We start from the raw sequence: 17,332 nt of genomic DNA, 5'->3' as shown, positions 1-17,332 counted from the left end.
ATGCGGCGCGGACGTCGTGGCAAAGCCTATGGCCACGACGTCCGACGTCGCGTACCCCTCGTGTGAGCCCAAGGAGGCCCTTCGTATGGTCGGCAGACACACCGCGCGCACCGGCCGCGCCGCCCTGGTGGCGGCCGGCGCTCTCGCCCTGGCCGCGGTCCACCCCGCGGCGGGCGCCACGCCGCCCGCCCCCGGTCCGCTCCCGTCCGCGGCGCAGACGCTCGGGGCGGACCGGCCCTCGGCGGCGATGCTGCAGGCACTCCAGCGTGACCTGAGGCTGACCCCCGCGCAGGCCACGGCCCGCCTGGTCAACGAGGCCGAGGCCGGCACCCGGGCGGGCCGGCTGCACAACGCCCTCGGCGCGCATTTCGCCGGCGCCTGGGTCAAGGGCACCACCTCGGCCCAGCTGACGGTCGCCACCACGCGCTCCGCGGATGCCTCCGCCATCCGCGCCCAGGGCGCCAAGGCCGTCGTCGTCAAGACGTCGCTGAGCGACCTGCGGGCCGTCAAGGACAAGCTGGACCAGGCCGCCCTGCGCGCGAAGGCCGTGGCCACGCCGGTGCGGTACGTCGATGTGCGCACCAACCACGTCGTCGTCCAGGCCACCACCCGTCAGGCCGGGAACGCCCTGGTCAAGGCCGCTGGCGTGCCCTCGAAGCAGGTCACCGTGCGGGTGTCGAAGGAACGGCCCCGCGCGCTGGCGGACATCGTCGGCGGCGACGCCTACCACATCAACAACGAGTTCCGTTGTTCCATCGGCTTCTCCGTCACCAAGGGCGAGCAGAACGGCTTCGCCTCCGCGGGCCACTGCGGCAAGCCCGGCGACACGACCACCGACCCCAACGGGACCGAGCAGGGCACCTTCCAGGCCTCCACCTTCCCGGGCAAGGACATGTCCTGGGTGGGAGTCACCAGCGGCTGGACCGTCACCCCCACGGTGCGGGGCGAGGGCGGGGCGACGGTGAACGTCGCCGGGTCCGTCGAGGCGCTGGTCGGCGCGTCCGTGTGCCGTTCGGGTTCGACGACCGGCTGGCACTGCGGCACGATCCAGGAGCAGAACGCCACCGTCACCTATGAGGAGGGCACGGTCAACGGCCTGACGCGCACCACGGTGTGCGCCGAGCCCGGTGACTCCGGCGGCCCGTACATGGCCGGCGCGCAGGCGCAGGGCACGACCTCGGGCGGCTCGGGCGACTGCACGAGCGGCGGCACGACGTTCTTCCAGCCGATCAACCCGACACTGAGCGACTTCGGGCTCACCCTGGTGACGGCCACGGCCCAGAACAACGCCCCCCTGCCGCAGGACACGGCGGCCGACGCGTGGGCCACGGGCCGGGTGTACGAGACGGGCGCGACCGTGACGTACGGCAAGGTTCGCTACCAGTGCCTGCAGTCCCACCAGGCGCAGGGCGCCTGGGCGCCGGAGAACACCCCGGCGCTGTGGCAGCGCGTGTGAGCGAGGCCTGACCGGTGCGGCACCCCGGGAAACCGGGGTGCCGCACCCATGCCGGGCCCGGGCCCCGCCCATGGGCTCGGGCCTCACCCATGGGCTCACGCCTCGCCGTTGGGCCTGGGGTTCTGCGGCGCTGCGCTCACCACTCGTCGTCGGCCAGCAGCGCGTACGCCGTCGCCACGAACGGGTCGCCGGGGCGGAACCGGCGGGTGCACACGGCGGCCAGCGCCGTGCCGGTGTCCGGCCGGAACCCGAGGAACGCCTGCTGGCCCAGGGTGGCGCCGCCGTGGAAGTACATCGGCCCGCCGTCCGTCGGATGCCGGAACCAGGTGAGGGTGTGCGTGTGCCGGTGGCCCAGCCCCCTCCGCAGCATGGGCACCCGGACCGCCGCCAGCGCGGCGCCCAGCGGTGAGCCGGCCGGTTCGAGGTGCGCCTCGAGGAAGGTGAGCAGGTCGTGCGGGGCGGCTCGGACGGCACCGGCCGCGGGGAACCCGCCGGGGTCGAACGCCGCGACGAGCGTCCGGCCGTCCTTGGTGTACCCGACGGCGTCGGTGTCCGGGGAGCCGGCCCGCAGCGCGGTGTCGTGCAGGGCCAGCGGACGCAGTACGTGCGTGGTGACCAGCTCCTCCCACGGCGTGCCGGTGGCGGCGGCCAGAGCGTGGCCGAGCACGGCGACCCCGAAGTTGGAGTAGTGCCAGCGGGTGCCGGGCCGGTGCCGGGGCCGGGCGCGCAGGAACGCCTCGACGACCCGCTGTGACGGGTAGCGGGCGTAGGGCCCGGTGCGCCAGGCGGGCAGCGCGCGCGGGAGGAAGTCACGGGGCAGGGCGGGCAGTCCCGAGGTGTGGGTGATCAGATGCGTGAGGGTGATCCGGTCGGTGTGCGTCGCCCGGCCGGGCGCCAGGAAGGCGGCGGCCGGTTCGTTGCCGGTGAGCGCGCCGCGCCGGATCAGGTCGGCCAGGAGCAGGCCCGTGAAGGTCTTCGAGGCGGAGCCGATCTCGTAGCGCAGCTCCTCGCGGGCGGTGGCACCGGTGCGGTGGCCGCCGCTGTGGACGACGCGCTGCCCGTGCCGGGAGAGGGCGAACACGGCGTCGGGCGCGTCGGAGGCGTCGACGGCGGCCGCCAGCCGTTCGCGGACGCGGTCCTCCTCGTCACTGGGCACGGCGGGACGGGCACGGCCCTGTGGTTCGTCGGAGGGTGCCGTATCGGGCCACCGCGTGCGGTGTTCGCCGTTCATGACGCGTGCGCCAGGTCGGCCAGGGACCTCGACAGCGCCAGCGTGGAGGCGAACGCCGCGACCAGCGTGGGGTGGTAGACCATGTCGAACACCTCGTCCCGCTCGCCCTGCGGCATGGCGCGCACCGCGGGCACGGCGCCGTCCGGCTGCTGGGCGTCGGCGAAGCCCTCCCAGGCCCGGGCGTCCAGGGTGGGCCGGGGCAGGCAGGCGTCCACCACGAGCAACTCGCCGAGCAGGTCCCAGCGTTGCAGGTCCAGCCAGTCGTCGAGCCACACCGGCAGCCACAGGGTCAGGTAGTCGGCCGCCTCGGCGGGCAGGCCCTCGGGGTGTTCGCCCCAGTCGGTGAGGTGGAACACCGTGTGGGTGATGTCGTAGGCGATGTGACCCTCGACCGTCCACGGTTCGGGCCGGTGGGCGAGCCAGGTGGCGCGGAAGGCCTCGGCCTCCGCCGTCCGCGGGGTCAGTCCGAAGCGGCGCTGGAAGGCGGACAGGCCCAGCCGCCGGGTGGGGCTGGTCTCGAAGGCGGACCAGCTCTCCAGCCGGTGGTTGAGCGCGGTGGCCCGCTCGATCTCCGGCCGGCGGTAGCCGAGTTCCCAAAAGGCCAGGTACACCTCGAACGGGATCGGCGAGATCGGTTCGGTGCGCTGCCCGCGGTCCAGCATGCGGCCGCCGTCGAGCGTGTCGCGCCACACGTGGTCGAGCAGCCTGCGGGCCAGCTCGGTCTGGCGCGAGCCCGCCACCCCCTCGCGGAAGAGCACACCGCACACCAGGGCGAGTTCGCCGAGGGGTTTGAAGCGTTCCAGGAAGCCCACCTCCGGGTCCACGTCGACGTCCAGGCGGAAGCCGTCGCGGTGGGCCCACAGCCATTCGAGGGCACGGACCCCGACGGTGTGCATCAGGCGTGCACCGGTCATGCGGGTGCTCCTTGTCGGCCCTGGGGGACCTGGGGGTCCCCGTCGAGGCGGCCGAGGGCCAGCACGCCCGCGAAGGCCGCCATGAGGGTGGAGTGGTAGTGGCCGGGGAAGTCGGGGGCGTCGTTGGGAGCGGCCGCGCCGGCGGCCTCCTCGGGCAGGGCGCCCGTCGGGTGCCGGGCGGCGGCGAGCGCGGCCCACGCGTCGTCGTGCCCGGCGGGGCCGGACGCGGACGGCACGCTCGCCGCCACGGCCAGCAGTTCGCAGGACAGGTCCCACATGCCCGCGTCGAGACAGGTGTCGAGCCAGGCCGGCAGCCAGAGCGCCAGATAGCCGGCCAGGTCGGGCGGCAGGCCCGGGCCGCCGCGGCCCCAGTCGGTGAGGTGGTAGACGACGTGGGTCAGTGTGTAACCGGGCAGCTGTTCGAACGTCCACGGTTCGGGCAGGCCGCCGAGCCAGGTGCGGCGCAGCACGTCCGCGATCTCTGCGTCGGGCTGCGCTCCGCAGTACCGTTCGGCGCACAGGACGCCCAGCCGGCGGACCGGCCACTGCTCGACGAGCCGCGCGCCGCGGGTCCGGACCAGCCGGCCGGCCAGCGCGGCGAAACCGTCGTGGCGCAGGCCCGCGGAGGCGAAGGCGGCGTACACCTCCAGGGGGTACGGCGCGAAGGGCTCGCGGCGCTGCTGACGCACGAGCAGCTCCCCGTGCTCGGTCTGCTTCCAGGCGTACTCCAGCAGATCGGCGGCGTGGACGTGCAGCGGGTCCCCGGGTGGGGTGCGGGCCAGGGTGGTCGAGCAGACCTGCGCGAGTTCGCCGAGCGGCTTCCAGGTGCTGTTCACCGTCCGGGGGTCGTCGAGCGCGCCGTCGCCCAGGGTGAACCGGTCGCGTTCGGCGGACACCCAGGTGAACGCTGCCTCGGCCACCTCGCGCACGCGGGCCGCGTTCATGCCGCCACTCCGGCGCGCATCAGCCGGGCGGCCGCCACCTGCAGCGCCACGCACGCGTCGTCGCCGCCCATCAGTTCCACGAAGTCCAGGCCGGCGTCCAGACCCAGGGTCTCGGGGACGTCGTCCAGCACTGCCAGCCAGCGGCCGGCTCCGGCGGCCTGCCGCCAGTCCCGGCGGCGCACGGCGCGCACGAAGCCCCGGCTGACGTCGACGACCCGCTGCTGGGCGCCGCGCGCCACGGCGCTGTCCTCGCCCGGTACGGCGAGCGCCGCCAGGACCGCGAGCCGGTGGGTCAGGGTCTGCCAGGAGTCGTCCCGCAGCCAGCCGCTGCCGGGTTCGGCGGCGAGCGGCTCGGTGAAGCCGGGGTCGACCGCGCGCAGGGCCCGGGTCATGCCCCAGTGGCTCCACGCCACGGCCGGTGCGGCGCCGGGGCGGGGCGCGAAGGCCTGGGCCGCCGTGCGGGCCGCCGTCAGTTCGTGCGGGGCGGGCTCGGTGCGAAAGAGGACGGAGGGCAGGAGCAGGTCGGCTCCCAGCACCCTGACGGCGGCCAGGGCCACGCCGTCGGCCTGCGTGTCCCGGGGCGCCTCGCCCGCCAGGGGGGCGTGGCCCCCGCCGCGGAGGGCGGAGGCCACGCCGGAAGCGAGGTCCTGCACCACGCCCTGGAGAAGGGCGGAAGTACCTGACTGCTCCATGTGGTGTTCTCCCGTCGATCCGTCAGCCCTTCTTGGGGCGGGGGGCCGGCGGGGACAGCAGCAGGCTGCCGGAGCCGCTCGCCAGCGCGAGTGCGGCGCACTCCCTGCTGTCGCGGTAGACACCGTCGGGCTCAGCCGGGTCCAGGACTTCCTCGAGGTCCACGTCGACGAGTTCGTCGAGCTTGCGGTCGGTCGAAGGCATATGACCATCTCCCTGTGGATTGAGCGGATACCCACCTCACTGGTTCACCCATTTCGCGCCAGTAATGCAGAAAATCCCAGAAATTCCTTTTCGTCACTTCTTCAACTTCAACGCCCCCTGTATCAGCGCCACCGCAGGCCGGCCCCGCGCGGACGGCCGGTAGGTTGCCCGCATGACGGACTCGGAGCACAGCGCCGCGGTGCGGGCGGCCATGGACGGTGAACTGCGGCTGCTGGACCCCCGGGTGCGCGCCGCGCCGGAGCTGGTCGCCGTGCTGCTCGACCCGGAGTTCGTCGAGTTCGGGGCGTCCGGCCGCCGCTGGGACGTGCGGACGGTCCTCGAGGCCACCGGCGCGGGCGACGTCACGGCCGACGCCCCCGTGCGGACCGACCGGATGTCCGCCGCCGAGCTCGCCCCCGGCGTCGTCCACCTCACCTACCTCGCCGAGCACGCGGGCCGCCGGTCCTGGCGCAGCTCCCTGTGGCGGCTCACGGACGCCGGCTGGCGGCTGTACTTCCATCAGGGCACGGCGATCGGTTGACCCCGGCTCGGGCGCAACGACCCCTGTGCGCCGGGCTGTTGGGGACGGTGACGGCATCGGCCCTGGGCGCGCGGCAGTTGGGCGCATACTTCACCGTGACGCGAACGGGGCCCCGTCGCGCCGGCCTGGCGCGCTGGCGCGCTGGCGCGCTGGTGCGGCGCGACGGCCTTGCGGGGGGTGCGGCCGTCGCGGAGTTGTCAGTGGTGGATGCGACGCTGTGGCCATGGACGAGACGGAGTTCATGCGAGGCCGTGTGTACGGCGCCGACCATGAGGACGCCGCGCCCCGCCCGGGCCGCGTCTACGCCGAGCTGGTGGGCGGCCCGCTGGACGGACTGCTGCTGGACGTCACCGAGGAGCCGCGGCGCCATGAGAGCCAAAGCGTGGCCCTGCCGACCGAGATAGGTCGCTACGGCCCCGGCGGCCGGGCGGTGTACGCACCCCGCGAGCCCGCCCCGCACCGCTTCGACTGGCAGGGCGACATCCCCTGATCCGACGCGCCGACGGGCAGGGCGACCGCTCGGTCCGGACCCCGGTGATCACTGTCCGTATGCGCAGGGCCGTGCGGAGCGGACTTTCCAGTACCGCCAGTAACATGATCACCTTGTCTCCGGGTGCACCGTACAGTCAATTCCGGCGCTGTCTGAAGCACGCGCCCCCATCCGGAGATTTGTCATGCCCTCTGAGAATGCGGCCCTCGAAGAAGCCCGCGCGACCTACCAGCAGCACATGCGGACGTGCCGTCAGTGCCATGCCGACGGAGCAGCCTGCGCCGTCGCGAAACACCTGATGCGGATCTACAACAACGCCCGCCGGCTGCACAACGGCCCCACGCCGCCCGAGCACTGACATGGCGTCAGCCGTGCCCCCGCCGCGGCACGGCCGTCCGGCCCACCGACGCGGCGAGCTTGCGCACCCGCCGCCAGTTCAGCCGGGGCGGCGGCTCGGGCACCCCGGGGCGCTGCCGGGGCACCCGCACCCGCAGCGCGCGGCGGGCGACGCGGCAGTGCACCGGGGTGGTCAGCACATGCGCCTCCCCGTCGATGCCGACCTCGATCACCGGCTGGTCCGCGTCCACGGTCACCTCGCGCGCGGCCGCGATCGTGAGCCCGGCGGGCTGCGGATCCAGCAGCAGCGCCGCCGCCTCCACCGCGCTGTCCACCCGGACGCCCAGCACGCCGAGCGTTCCCGTGTCCAGCCGGTCCCGCCGGCCGAGCCCCAGCGGGTCCCCCCTGCGGTAGGGGTTGTTGCTCACCAGCACCGCGTGCGGATCGCGCAGCGCCAAGGCGTCGGCCGGGGCCCCCCGCAGGCGGGCCGTCAGCCGCGGACCCTCCTGACGGGTCAGCAGGTCGGGCAGCATCTCCAGCGCGGTGCCCACCTTGTCGCCCCGGTACGACGGGTTCTGGATGACCGCGGCGTAGGCGCCGAACGAGGCGTTGTTCACGAACGGATGCCCGCTCGCGAACCCCAGGTCCACCCGCAGCTCCACCCCGTCGACGAGGGCGTCCAGACCGGCGGCCGGGTCCTCCCGGTCCAGCCCGAGATCCATGGCGAAGTGGTTGCGGGTCCCCGCGCTGATCACCAGGAACGGCAGGCCGTGCTCGGCGGCCACCGCCGCCACCAGCGCCTGCGTGCCGTCCCCGCCCGCCGCGCCCAGCAGGTCCGCGCCGCGCCGCACGGCCGCCTGCGCCAGCGCGGTGACGTCCTGCTCCTCGGCCGGGTCCAGCAGAACCACCTCGGCGCCGAGCGCCTCCGCCTTCTCCTTCAGGCCGAAGCGACCCACCTTGCCGTCCCCGGAGTGCGGGTTCATGATCAGGAACGGCCGGCGCGGCGGATGCGCGACGCGTTCGCGCATCCGGGGGGCGTGCTCACCGGTGCTGCGCAGGGCGTACCGGCCGCACCACACGGCCACGCCCCACAGCGCCGGGGAGACGACGAGCGCCCACAGGAAGGTCGCCGCGAACAGCGCGACGACGGCCGCGGGCGTGATCACCGCCAGTGCCGCCGCCGCCACGCGCGCCGGGCCCCGCCGGGACAGCGCCCACCACAGGGCGGCCGCGGTCACGCCGAGCCCGGCCGTGCCGGCCAGCATCAGCAGCAGCCCCGTGACGCCGCCGATCAGAACGGGCAGCAGTACGGCCGCCGCGGCCGCCGCCAGGGACGCACGCGCGGCCCACCGCTGTCCCCAGGGCACCTGTCCGCCGAAGTCCACGCCGCCCGCCTCCTCCCACACCCGGGCTCATCCTAGAGGCGGCGCCGCTCACGCGGTCCGCGCGGGCCGGTCGTCCAAGGCGTCCAGGACGTCGCCCAGGCCGACGAACCTGAAGTCCGTCGCCGCCCGGCCGCCGTCGCCGGGGATGTTGTGGCCGTCCTGCACGACCAGCAGAGCGTGCGGGAAACGACGGCCGAGGGGCTGGCTCAGCGCCGCAGCGCCGTCACACTCCTCGGCTCCGTCCGGGCCGGACAGAGCCGGAACGACGCGGAAGCCGCCGTCGTACCACGGTCCGGTGTCCGATGTGTCCGCCCGCCGTCGGGGTCGGCTCCAGCAGAGGGAGCGTGGTGCGCTCGCGCCGGCCGACCAGGGCGCAGGAACGGCCCGAGGCCGCGTCGGTCCAGGTGGCCAGGCCATAGGCGGTGCGCTGCTCGTCGATCTCGGCCTGGTCGGTGGAGGCCACCGGCGGGGCCGCCGGGTCGGTGACGTCGGTGAGGGGACCGTTCGGCGCGGAGGGGTCGAGGCGGTAGACGCGCAGCCGGTCGTTGCCGCGGCCGGTGGTCACCGCGAGGCCGGCCCCTGCGCCGGCCAGCGGCATGCGGTGCGCCAGGTCGACGTTGTTGAAACGGCCGGGCGCGTCGCCCGGGTGCGCCGGGACGGACTCCACGACCCGGCGCGCTCAGGTCGTACACGCGCAGTCCGCCCTGCTCGGCGTCGGCCTTGCCACCGGGGGCGGCGTGTTGATCTTGCGGACGTCGTGGGTCGCCCCGACGGACGCGCGCCGGCGCCCCGGCGACCGGGAAGCAAACCCGCGTGCCGTGCGCGGGGCGGCTTGGGTCGCGTCAGGAGGGGCACGCGGTACGAGGCGTAGCTCCCGACTTGAGGAACGGTGCAGCGATGAGCGAGTACGAGCGTTCGCGCACGATGCCGGCGCAGCCCGAGCGCGTCTTCGACCAGGCGGCGCAGGTGGACCAGCTGGACGCCTGGCTGCCGGGGGCCCTGCATGTGCGGGCCGAGGACCTGCCGGCCGTCACCGTGCACGAGGACGGCAGCGGCCAGGACATGGCCGCCCTGCTCAGGCCGCGGCCCGACCAGATGCGCCTGGAGTGGGGCACCCGCGACCAGGGCGAGTACGCCGGATGGCTCCAGGTCGCCGGGATGGGCGGCGGTGCCAGCGAGGTGACCGTGCACCTGTCGTTCTTCGACGAGGAGCACGACCCCGGCGAGCAGCGGGTGCAGGAGGCCCTCGACGCCAGCCTGCAACGCCTGGAGCATCAGGTCAGGCTGCGCGAGGACAACGCGGCCGGCTGACGGCACCGGCAGGACGCGGAGCGGCGCGGGACCCTCTCAGGGCTCCCGCGCCGCTCCACGTCCACCGGCGCCCCGGCGTGCCGCACCAGCGGCCGCACGAACAGCCGAGCGAGCGGGGGCCGCGCGCAGCACCTGCTGCGCGCGGCCCCGGACGGTACGGTTCAAGGCCTCCGGGTACGGCTCAGGCGTCCCCGGTGAACCGTTCCCACACCCGGTGGGCGCCCAGCAGACGGGTGACCTCGCTCAGCGCCGCCGTGGCGCTGTCGGCGCGGACCACGCCCGGTGCGTCGGCGGGCACACCGGCCGCCTGCAGCACCCCTTCCGCGCCGTCCCACACGGCGATGGCCTTGCCGTGCCGGAACGCCTCCGACAGCAGTAGCGCCACCCTCGGGTCGAAGGACTCCCGCGGTACGGCCGCGGGGGCGCCCTTGGCGTCCCGGGCGCCGTAGGCGTCGGCGCCCACGCCCGGCGCCCCGGCCACCAGCACCGCGTCGAACTCCACGGAGCGGGCGGTGGCGTAGCTGCGCTGCACCGTCACCGCGCCGTCCCCGCTGCCGAGGACGCCGCCCGTCGGCGCGACCACCAGCGGCACCATGCCGCCGTCGAGCACCGCCTCACGTACGGCGCGCACCCCGGCCAGGTCGCCGTCGCGCCCGGTGACGATCCCGACGACACGGCCGTCCGTCGGCCAGGTCTGCCCGACCTGGGACAGTGCCGGGCTCGGCTCCACGTCGGCGAGCGGCACGGTCGGCTTGGGCTCGGGCAGTCCGAGACCGGCGGCGACGCCCGCGCACAGCTCGGGGTCGATGTTGGCCAGCACCTGCAAAGCCCGTTCCTTGACGGCCTGTTCGTAGCACTTGCCGAGCTCGAAGGTGTACGCGCCGATGATGTGCTCGCGCTCCAGCGGGCTCATGCTCAGCCAGAACCGGCGCGGCTGGCTGAAGTGGTCGTCGAACGACTGAGGAGCCTCGCGCACCTTCGTCGCCTCCGGCACCCGCACGGGCGTCTCGACGTAGGCGGCCATGTCCGCGCCCGCGGCGAACGGGCAGCCCCCGTCGAGTGAGTTGGGCCGGTAGGGCGCCGCGCCTCGGTGCACGGCGGTCTGGTGCATACCGTCGCGCAGCATGTCGTTGACGGGCGCGTGCGGCCGGTTGATCGGTACCTGCGGGAAGTTGGGGCCGCCCAGCCGGGTGATCTGCGTGTCCAGGTAGGAGAACAGGCGTCCGGAGAGCAGCGGGTCGTCGGTGATGTCGATGCCGGGCACGAGGTGCCCCGGGTGGAAGGCGACCTGCTCGGTCTCGGCGAAGAAGTTCGACGGGTTGCGGTTGAGGGTGAGCAGGCCGATCGGCTGCACCGGGGCCAGCTCCTCCGGCACCAGGTTCGTCGGATCGAGCAGGTCGATGCCCTCGAAGGTCTGCTCTGGGGTGTCCGGGAAGGTCTGGATGCCCAGCTCCCACTCGGGGTAGGCGCCGGCCTCGATCGCGTCGGCCAGGTCACGCCGGTGGAAGTCCGGGTCGACGCCGCCTGCGATCTGCGCCTCCTCCCAGACCAGGGAGTGCACGCCCAGCTTCGGCTTCCAGTGGAACTTCACCAGGGTCGACTTGCCGTCGGCGTTCACCAGCCGGAAGGTGTGGACGCCGAAGCCCTCCATCGTCCGGTACGACCGCGGGATGCCCCGGTCCGACATGTTCCACAGGGTGTGGTGGGTGGCCTCGGTGTGCAGGGTGACGAAGTCCCAGAAGGTGTCGTGCGCGCTCTGCGCCTGCGGGATCTCCCGGTCCGGGTGCGGCTTGGCGGCATGGACGACGTCCGGGAACTTGATCGCGTCCTGGATGAAGAAGACGGGGATGTTGTTGCCGACCAGGTCGAAGACGCCCTCGCTGGTGTAGAACTTCGTCGCGAAGCCCCGGGTGTCGCGGACGGTGTCCGACGAGCCGCGCGAGCCCAGGACGGTGGAGAAACGCACGAACACCGGCGTCTCGGCGTCCTTGGCGAGAAAGGCCGCCCTGGTCACGGGCGCGGCGGTGCCGTAGCCGCGGAAGATGCCGTGCGCCGCGGCGCCCCGCGCGTGCACCACCCGCTCCGGGATGCGCTCGTGGTCGAAGTGCATCACCTTCTCGCGCAGATGGTGGTCCTGGAGCAGCACCGGTCCGCGCGGCCCGGCCTTCAGGGAGTGGTCCGTGTCGTACAGCCGGGCGCCCTGCGCGGTCGTCAGATAGGCGCCCTGCTGGGCCATCGCCGCCTGGTCGGCGCCCGTGGGCACGCCGGTGGGCGAGTAGGTGTCCGGGCCGGTCTGGTCCGGCTTCGGCGGCAGCGGCTCGTGCGCCTCGGTGGGTTCCTCGGCCGACGGCGGCTCGGGCCCGGGCCGCCCCGGGATACCGTCCGCCGGCCCGGTGTCGCCGCCGAGGATCTTCTCCGCGGCCTTCTTCAGGGGGTTTTGGGGGGTGCCTTCGCTCATCTGTCAGATCCCTTGTCTCCGGCCGGGCCGCCGCGCGGCGCGACCGGGCCGACCTGCCGGTGGATGACGTCCGCCGCGCCGGACCGCGCCGCCCGCACCGGGCGGCACCGCGCCGTGCCCGTACGTGGGCACGGCACGGGCCGGTCCGTGCGGAAGAGGTCCCGCACGGACCGGTACGACGTGCGATCGGCGCAGAAAACGTCACGTCGCCCCTCAGGGGCGCAAGCTCTGCCAACGTCCCACGGCGCGGAACGCGGCGCACGGGGCACGTGCCGCGCGGGTGAACCGGCGCGGCGCCCCGGGCGGGGGAGGCGTCACAGTGGCGTCACAGCGTGGTGCCGGGGTCCCCGGGCTGGATGCGGCCGCGCCACGACCCGGACTCGGCGCCGCGCTCCTCGATGTACTGCTTGAAGCGCTTCATGTCGCCCTTCACGCGGCGGTCGATGGTGCCCATCAGATCCGCCACCTTCTCGGCCGCGCCGCCCGGCTCGACCTCCATCACCAGCTCCACACGCGTGTGCGTGTCGTCCACGCGCTGGAAGCGGACGCTGCCCTTCTGGTCCGTGTCGCCGCTGGTCGTGCGCCAGGTGATGCGCTCGTCAGGGAGCTGGTCGACGATCTCGGTGTCGAACTCGCGGGTGACACCGCCGATCTTCGTGGTCCAGTGGTTGTGCCGGTCGTCCAGCTGCCTGACCTCCTCGACGCCCTCCATGAAGCGCGGGAACTGCTCGAACTGGGTCCACTGGTTGTACGCGGTGTGGACCGGGACGTCGACCTCGACGGTTTCCTTGACCGTGCTCATCTTCGTTCCTCCGTGTTCAGGGCGTGACGGATCGGTACGCCGCGACGGGTACCCGACCGGCGCCGATCTTCACGTGGGACCTCGGTCGTCTTCCTGGGCCGGGGCTTCGGAGGCCTCGAGTTCCGCTTCGGGCTCCTCAGGATCGGCTTCGGGACCCCGCGCGGGGGAGTCCGCGGCCGACGGTCGCCGTCGCGCGGAGCCGTCTTCGCCGTCGCGTGTGTGTGCCCGCGCGCGCCGGGCCCGTACGGCCTCCCACAACAGGGGCGTCAGGGACGCCACCACGATCGCGCCGACCATCGGGATCAGATAGACGTCGACGTGCGCCACGGACGTGCCCAGCAGATAGCCGGCGAGCACCAGCGTCTGGGTCCACAGCACGCCGCCGACCGTCTGCCACAGCGTGAAGGTCCCCACCGGGACGTCGAGCGCGCCGGCCACCGGGTGCAGCACGGTCCGCAGCATCGGCACGAAACGGCCGAGCACCAGCGCCTTGCCGTAGCCGTAGCGGGCGAGGAACCGTTCCGCCCGGCCGGCACCCTCCCGCAGCCGCCGGCTGGAGGGGCGCGCGAGCAGGGCCTTGCCGCCGTGCCGCCCCAGCAGATAGCCGACCTGTCCGCCGGCGACGGCCCCGACCGCGCCGCACAGCAGCACCTGCCACAGCTGGAGCCGCGCCCCGTGCCCGGAGCTGTCCGCGCACAGCACGCCGGCCGGGAAGAGCAGGGTGTCGCCGGGCAGGAAGAAGCCGAAGACCAGCAGCCCCGACTCGGCGAAGGTCACGACCAGGACGCCGAGTGCGCCGAAGGCGGCCAGCACCGAGGCGCTGTCCGTCGGGTTGACGGCGATCACGGCGTTCGCCTCCCGGTCGTCGGGCGGATCTCCTCGGGGCGACCGCACCGGCCACCCCCACCAGCATCGCGTGTACCGGGCCGACAGGCATGGGCGGCGACCGGCGCTGAGTCCGGTCGTCGCCCAGGGGGGAGGGGCGGGAGTGGGGCCTACGGCTCGTCGACGACGAGGGCCGGGGTGCCGGCCGTGAGGATCTCGCCGCGGAAGAACGCGGGGCTGCGGCGGCGCATCACCAGCATGATCACCACGCCGAGCAGCAGCAGGCCGACGCCGATCACGAAGACGGAGCCGACGCCGAGGACGGAGGACCCGCTGCCGTACGCCGGATTCCACATGTCGTAGAGCGTCTTGCCGAAGACGGCGGTCAGCAGGACGCCGCCCAGCACGGGGAAGAGGCCCTTGAAGACGGCGTCGCGCACCGAGCGGGTCAGGTCGCCGCGGAAGAACCAGGCGCAGGAGAAGGCGGTGAGGGCGTAGTAGAAGCAGATCATCAGGCCGAGTGCGTAGATCGTGTCGACCAGGACGTGCTCGCTGACGAGCGTCATGGCGGTGTAGAAGACGGCCGTCGCGGCGCCGGCGACGACCGTGGCCCGGCCGGGGGTGCGGAACCGCTCGTGCACGCGCGCGTACGACGCCGGCAGGGCCTCGTACGTCGCCATGGCGAGAACCGTGCGGGCGACCGGGATGAACGTGGTCTGCAGGCTCGCGGCGGCCGAGGCGAGGACGGCGACGAACAGCAGGATGCCGAGGGCGTCGCCCATGACGGGGCCGGCCAGCGCGGCGAAGACGTTGTCGGAGGTGTCCGGGTCGGCCAGGCCCAGGCCGGACGTGCCGGAGCCGACGGCCATCTGGGCGGCCACCGCGGTGGTCAGGTAGGAGCCGACCAGCACCACCATCGCGATCAGCGCGGCCCGGCCGGGGGTCTTGTCGCTGCCGATGGTCTCCTCGTTCGCCGTCAGGCAGGTGTCCCAGCCCCAGTACATGAAGATCGACAGGGACAGTCCGGCGCTGAACGACGCGAAGGACTTCACCTCGAAGGGGTTCAGCCAGGACCAGGAGAAGGAGAGGTGCCCGGCGAAGGAGCCGGAGTGGGCCGCGCGCAGGGCCATGACGACGAAAAGGGCGAGCACCACGAGCTGGATGCCCACCAGCGCGTACTGCACGCCCTTCGTCGTCGTCATGCCGCGGTAGCTGATCGCGGTCGCGGAGCCGATCAGCGCCAGACAGGTGACGATGTGCACGGCCTTGTTCCCGTCCAGGCCGGCCACCGCGTCGCTGCCGGAGAGCTGGCCGGCCAGCAGCCAGAAGTACGAGGTGGCGACCCCGGCGAGGTTGGACAGCACGATCACGGTGGCGATCACCAGGCCCCAGCCGCACATCCAGCCGACGTGCGGGCCGAACGCCTTCACCGTCCAGGTGAAGGAGGTGCCGCAGTCCGGGACCGCCTTGTTCAGCTCCCGGTAGGCGAAGGCGACCAGCAGCATCGGCAGGAACCCGGCGAGGAACACGGCGGGCATGTGCACGCCGACCTCGCCGGCGGTGGAGCCGAGGGTCGAGGTGAGGCAGTAGACGGGGGCGACGGTGGAGACGCCGATCACCGCGCTGCCCAGCAGACCGACGGAGTTGCCGCCCAGTCCCTTGCCCCGTACGCCGTCGCCGAGGGCCGTGCCGTCGCCCGGTGGCCGTGTCGCGGCCGGGGGCTGTGTCGCCGTGTCAGTCATGGACGATGACGCTAAATCATGCGATATCCGTACATACCGCTGTTGTTGAGGCAACCATCAGCCTCATATTTATAGGTCATCAAGTGAAGAGACCGTTAATTGCGTGGGTGAAGCATCATCACGGCCTCGCGAATGAAGGCAACCCGCCTCCCCCTGTGGGTGCGGTAATCGTGCACCCGCCAGGAATGTCCGGTTCCGTTTCTTCCGTGTGATCTACACCGCTCCGGCGTTGTCCGCGTCCAGTGCCGCCCGCAGCCAGGCGTCGGCGGACCCCGGAGTCGGCTCCGGCCGGCCGCCCGGAGGGGAGATCACCACGGCCGTCAGCTCCCAGTACCGGTCCAGGCGCGGCTCGGCGGCGAGCAGCCCGGCCAGCCGCCGGCGGAAGTCCCGGGTGTCCCGGCCGCCGTACGCGCTCGCGTACGCCGCCACGTAGGCGTCGAGCGCCTCACCGGGCCGCGGCGCCCGCTCCCGGCGCAGGTGCGGACCGGCCAGCTCGTAGGCCTCCGCGAGCCGCGTGTACAGCGCGGCCGCCCCGCCGGGACCGGCCACCCGGTGCACCTCCGGCCGGGGCCGGCTACCGCCCGGGCAAGGGCTGCTCGTCATCGCGTGCAACCGGGCGAAGGCGAGCACCTGCTCCGGAGCGGGCTCGGCTGGCGGCTGCGGAACCGCCACCTCCAGGAACGCGGCCGTCACCCCGGCCGGCATCCGCGCCGGCAGCCAGCCGCGCCAGAACCTTGCCAGCGGGTCGGTGCTCGGCGGGCCGGGCACCGCGCCGAGCAGCCGCAGCCGGTCGGCCCGCTCGTCGGGCGGGCTGTCGTGGACCAGCCGCAGCGCCGCCTCCCGCCAGCGCAGCGCCCGCAGCTCGGAGCCGAGCTCGCGCAGCCGCCCCGCGACGGCGTCCACCAGCACCGGGCCGGCCGCGTCCTCGTCGTCGAGGACCCGGCGCACCTCGGGCAGCGGCAGGTCCAGGGCGCGCAGGGAGCGGATGAGCCGCAGCCTCTCCAGCGCCTCGGGACCGTACCGGCGGTGTCCGCCGCCACTGCGGCGGGCCTGTGGCAGCAAACCCTGGTCGGAGTAGAAGCGGACGGTCTTCACGGTGACGGCCGCGCGCTCGGCCAGCTCGCCGATACTCCACACGTCCTCGTCGGATGCGGACAGTTGAACCTCCCCCCAGAGGACTTCCTACGGTACCGGCCGCACACCGGCAAGGAGACGATCATGACCGGCGTTCATCATGGTGGCGGGCGGCGCGTTCACGGGCGCCCACGTCCGGGAGAGTACGGCCGCACGGCTCGCCGGGGCGGGCGCCGAGGCGCACGCGGTCCCGCTCACCGGACTCGCCGCGGACCGGCCCCGGCGGGGGTCCCGGGTCGATCTGGGGACGCACATCGCGGACGTGCTCGCGGCGATCGACGCGGTGGACCGGCGGCCGGCCCGGGAGATCGTGCTCGTCGGCCACGACTACGGCATCCATCCGGTACTCGGCGCCGCCGACCGGCGCCCGGAGCGCATCTCCCGCATCGTGCACCTGGACGCCGGGATGCCGCGGAACGGCGTGGCCGCCCTGGCCGACCGTACCGGATCAGGAGCTGCGTGCATGGCTGGCCGAGCCGGCCCAAGGGGGCCTGCAGGCTGGTGAGTTGGCGCCTCCCACGGCCCGTGCGCAGTGCCCAGGTGCTGGCGCAACCGAGGCGCGTTCGTCGGCGAGCTGCTCGCCCATCCGCTCAAGGACTCGCTCAGCGACGGCGAGTTCATCCCGCTCGGCCCGTATCACCGTCAACTGCTTGGCCAGGTTGCTCTTCGAGTTCGTCCCGTTCCGCGCGCCGCGCGGTGATCCGTTCCAGCAACTCGGGATCCAGCATGCACAGATCGTAGAAGCCCGTTGATGGGGTTCTCCGGAAAAGGGTGTGATCGAGTGGCTTTGTTAACGAGCCGACAGCACCTGGACATGACTTCTGGTATCACTCGAAGCTCTGCAGACGTCGAGCAATTCATTGGCTTCG

General features: G+C 73.5%; 17 protein-coding genes and 1 pseudogene. 6 read left to right on the top strand and 12 right to left on the bottom strand.

From position 1 onward, the window contains the following. Positions 1–85: 85 nt before the first annotated feature. Entirely contained in the window at positions 86–1,456 is a 1,371-nt protein-coding gene (locus AC0B9F_RS24890; protein ID WP_472006209.1) for an alpha-lytic protease prodomain-containing protein, read from the top strand. A gap of 136 nt (positions 1,457–1,592) precedes the next feature. Here AC0B9F_RS24890 and AC0B9F_RS24885 read toward each other — a convergent pair whose 3' ends face one another. Genes AC0B9F_RS24885 through AC0B9F_RS24865 form a run of 5 tightly spaced genes read right to left on the bottom strand, consistent with a single transcriptional unit; the run spans position 1,593 to position 5,439 of the window. After that, positions 1,593–2,687 carry a serine hydrolase domain-containing protein gene (locus tag AC0B9F_RS24885; RefSeq protein ID WP_472006207.1) on the bottom strand — a complete coding sequence of 365 codons (1,095 nt, stop codon included), beginning with the start codon at positions 2,685–2,687 and terminating at the stop codon, positions 1,593–1,595. Then, positions 2,684–3,601, bottom strand: coding sequence for a DUF6895 family protein (locus AC0B9F_RS24880; protein WP_472006205.1), 918 nt, complete (start codon positions 3,599–3,601; stop codon positions 2,684–2,686). The genes AC0B9F_RS24885 and AC0B9F_RS24880 overlap by 4 nt, the downstream gene beginning before the upstream one ends. Then, the gene (locus AC0B9F_RS24875; protein ID WP_472006203.1) at positions 3,598–4,545 is read right to left on the bottom strand and encodes a DUF6895 family protein; all 948 of its coding nucleotides are present in this window, start codon (positions 4,543–4,545) and stop codon (positions 3,598–3,600) included. Before AC0B9F_RS24875 ends, AC0B9F_RS24880 begins: the two co-directional genes overlap by 4 nt. Then, complete coding sequence (locus AC0B9F_RS24870; protein ID WP_472006202.1) at positions 4,542–5,237, bottom strand: hypothetical protein; 696 nt, start codon at positions 5,235–5,237, stop codon at positions 4,542–4,544. The genes AC0B9F_RS24875 and AC0B9F_RS24870 overlap by 4 nt, the downstream gene beginning before the upstream one ends. 22 nt (positions 5,238–5,259) lie before the next feature. Next, positions 5,260–5,439 carry a hypothetical protein gene (locus tag AC0B9F_RS24865; protein ID WP_472006200.1) on the bottom strand — a complete coding sequence of 60 codons (180 nt, stop codon included), beginning with the start codon at positions 5,437–5,439 and terminating at the stop codon, positions 5,260–5,262. A 172-nt stretch (positions 5,440–5,611) separates the two neighbouring features. Here AC0B9F_RS24865 and AC0B9F_RS24860 point away from each other — a divergent pair, with 172 nt between their 5' ends. From AC0B9F_RS24860 to AC0B9F_RS24850, 3 genes are all read left to right on the top strand, one after another. Beyond that, positions 5,612–5,980 (top strand): nuclear transport factor 2 family protein, encoded by a 369-nt coding sequence (locus tag AC0B9F_RS24860; protein WP_472006198.1) that lies wholly within the window; start codon positions 5,612–5,614, stop codon positions 5,978–5,980. Between the two features lie 223 nt (positions 5,981–6,203). Beyond that, positions 6,204–6,470: a hypothetical protein gene (locus AC0B9F_RS24855; protein WP_472006196.1), complete on the top strand. Its 267-nt coding sequence runs from the start codon at positions 6,204–6,206 to the stop codon at positions 6,468–6,470. Positions 6,471–6,654: 184 nt separating this feature from the next. Then, positions 6,655–6,828, top strand: coding sequence for a hypothetical protein (locus AC0B9F_RS24850; RefSeq protein WP_472006194.1), 174 nt, complete (start codon positions 6,655–6,657; stop codon positions 6,826–6,828). A gap of 7 nt (positions 6,829–6,835) precedes the next feature. Here AC0B9F_RS24850 and AC0B9F_RS24845 read toward each other — a convergent pair whose 3' ends face one another. Then, the gene (locus AC0B9F_RS24845) at positions 6,836–8,191 is read right to left on the bottom strand and encodes a diacylglycerol/lipid kinase family protein (RefSeq protein WP_472006192.1); all 1,356 of its coding nucleotides are present in this window, start codon (positions 8,189–8,191) and stop codon (positions 6,836–6,838) included. Positions 8,192–8,239: 48 nt separating this feature from the next. Further along, positions 8,240–8,910, bottom strand: a pseudogene (locus AC0B9F_RS24840) (phytase); the annotation flags it as partial. 178 nt (positions 8,911–9,088) lie between these two features. Between AC0B9F_RS24840 and AC0B9F_RS24835 the strand changes: the two are divergent. Beyond that, complete coding sequence (locus AC0B9F_RS24835; RefSeq protein ID WP_472006190.1) at positions 9,089–9,502, top strand: SRPBCC family protein; 414 nt, start codon at positions 9,089–9,091, stop codon at positions 9,500–9,502. Positions 9,503–9,683: 181 nt separating this feature from the next. On the opposite strand, the gene AC0B9F_RS24830 is transcribed toward AC0B9F_RS24835, so the two are convergent. The 5 genes from AC0B9F_RS24830 to AC0B9F_RS24810 all read right to left on the bottom strand — a co-directional run bounded on the left by AC0B9F_RS24830 (position 9,684) and on the right by AC0B9F_RS24810 (position 16,466). Continuing rightward, a complete protein-coding gene (locus tag AC0B9F_RS24830; protein WP_472006188.1) occupies positions 9,684–11,960 on the bottom strand; it encodes a catalase in 2,277 nt (758 codons plus the stop codon). A gap of 325 nt (positions 11,961–12,285) precedes the next feature. Further along, entirely contained in the window at positions 12,286–12,762 is a 477-nt protein-coding gene (locus tag AC0B9F_RS24825) for an SRPBCC family protein (RefSeq protein WP_472006186.1), read from the bottom strand. A 69-nt stretch (positions 12,763–12,831) separates the two neighbouring features. Beyond that, on the bottom strand, positions 12,832–13,608 hold the full coding sequence (locus AC0B9F_RS24820; RefSeq protein ID WP_472006184.1) for a DedA family protein: 777 nt from the start codon (positions 13,606–13,608) through the stop codon (positions 12,832–12,834). A gap of 149 nt (positions 13,609–13,757) precedes the next feature. Next, positions 13,758–15,329 (bottom strand): APC family permease, encoded by a 1,572-nt coding sequence (locus AC0B9F_RS24815; protein WP_472006182.1) that lies wholly within the window; start codon positions 15,327–15,329, stop codon positions 13,758–13,760. Positions 15,330–15,542: 213 nt separating this feature from the next. Beyond that, entirely contained in the window at positions 15,543–16,466 is a 924-nt protein-coding gene (locus tag AC0B9F_RS24810; RefSeq protein WP_472006180.1) for a helix-turn-helix domain-containing protein, read from the bottom strand. A 97-nt stretch (positions 16,467–16,563) separates the two neighbouring features. On the opposite strand from AC0B9F_RS24810, the gene AC0B9F_RS24805 reads away from it, so the two are divergent. Then, positions 16,564–16,968, top strand: a complete 405-nt coding sequence (locus AC0B9F_RS24805) for an alpha/beta fold hydrolase (RefSeq protein WP_472006179.1) — start codon at positions 16,564–16,566, stop codon at positions 16,966–16,968. Positions 16,969–17,332 lie beyond the last annotated feature (364 nt).

Source organism: Streptomyces sp. NPDC097129 (assembly GCF_055668065.1).
This window is presented reverse-complemented; position numbering and strand designations above follow the sequence as displayed.

What these genes read in the sequence shown, in the direction of transcription:
- AC0B9F_RS24835 (WP_472006190.1), top strand. Translation starts at nt 9,089, where the DNA reads ATGAGCGAGTACGAGCGTTCGCGCACGATGCCGGCGCAGCCCGAGCGC.
- AC0B9F_RS24885 (WP_472006207.1), bottom strand. Translation starts at nt 2,687, where the DNA reads ATGAACGGCGAACACCGCACGCGGTGGCCCGATACGGCACCCTCCGAC.
- AC0B9F_RS24860 (WP_472006198.1), top strand. Translation starts at nt 5,612, where the DNA reads ATGACGGACTCGGAGCACAGCGCCGCGGTGCGGGCGGCCATGGACGGT.
- AC0B9F_RS24805 (WP_472006179.1), top strand. Translation starts at nt 16,564, where the DNA reads ATGGTGGCGGGCGGCGCGTTCACGGGCGCCCACGTCCGGGAGAGTACG.
- AC0B9F_RS24880 (WP_472006205.1), bottom strand. Translation starts at nt 3,601, where the DNA reads ATGACCGGTGCACGCCTGATGCACACCGTCGGGGTCCGTGCCCTCGAA.
- AC0B9F_RS24890 (WP_472006209.1), top strand. Translation starts at nt 86, where the DNA reads ATGGTCGGCAGACACACCGCGCGCACCGGCCGCGCCGCCCTGGTGGCG.
- AC0B9F_RS24855 (WP_472006196.1), top strand. Translation starts at nt 6,204, where the DNA reads ATGGACGAGACGGAGTTCATGCGAGGCCGTGTGTACGGCGCCGACCAT.
- AC0B9F_RS24870 (WP_472006202.1), bottom strand. Translation starts at nt 5,237, where the DNA reads ATGGAGCAGTCAGGTACTTCCGCCCTTCTCCAGGGCGTGGTGCAGGAC.
- AC0B9F_RS24850 (WP_472006194.1), top strand. Translation starts at nt 6,655, where the DNA reads ATGCCCTCTGAGAATGCGGCCCTCGAAGAAGCCCGCGCGACCTACCAG.
- AC0B9F_RS24865 (WP_472006200.1), bottom strand. Translation starts at nt 5,439, where the DNA reads ATGCCTTCGACCGACCGCAAGCTCGACGAACTCGTCGACGTGGACCTC.
- AC0B9F_RS24815 (WP_472006182.1), bottom strand. Translation starts at nt 15,329, where the DNA reads ATGACTGACACGGCGACACAGCCCCCGGCCGCGACACGGCCACCGGGC.
- AC0B9F_RS24830 (WP_472006188.1), bottom strand. Translation starts at nt 11,960, where the DNA reads ATGAGCGAAGGCACCCCCCAAAACCCCCTGAAGAAGGCCGCGGAGAAG.
- AC0B9F_RS24825 (WP_472006186.1), bottom strand. Translation starts at nt 12,762, where the DNA reads ATGAGCACGGTCAAGGAAACCGTCGAGGTCGACGTCCCGGTCCACACC.
- AC0B9F_RS24875 (WP_472006203.1), bottom strand. Translation starts at nt 4,545, where the DNA reads ATGAACGCGGCCCGCGTGCGCGAGGTGGCCGAGGCAGCGTTCACCTGG.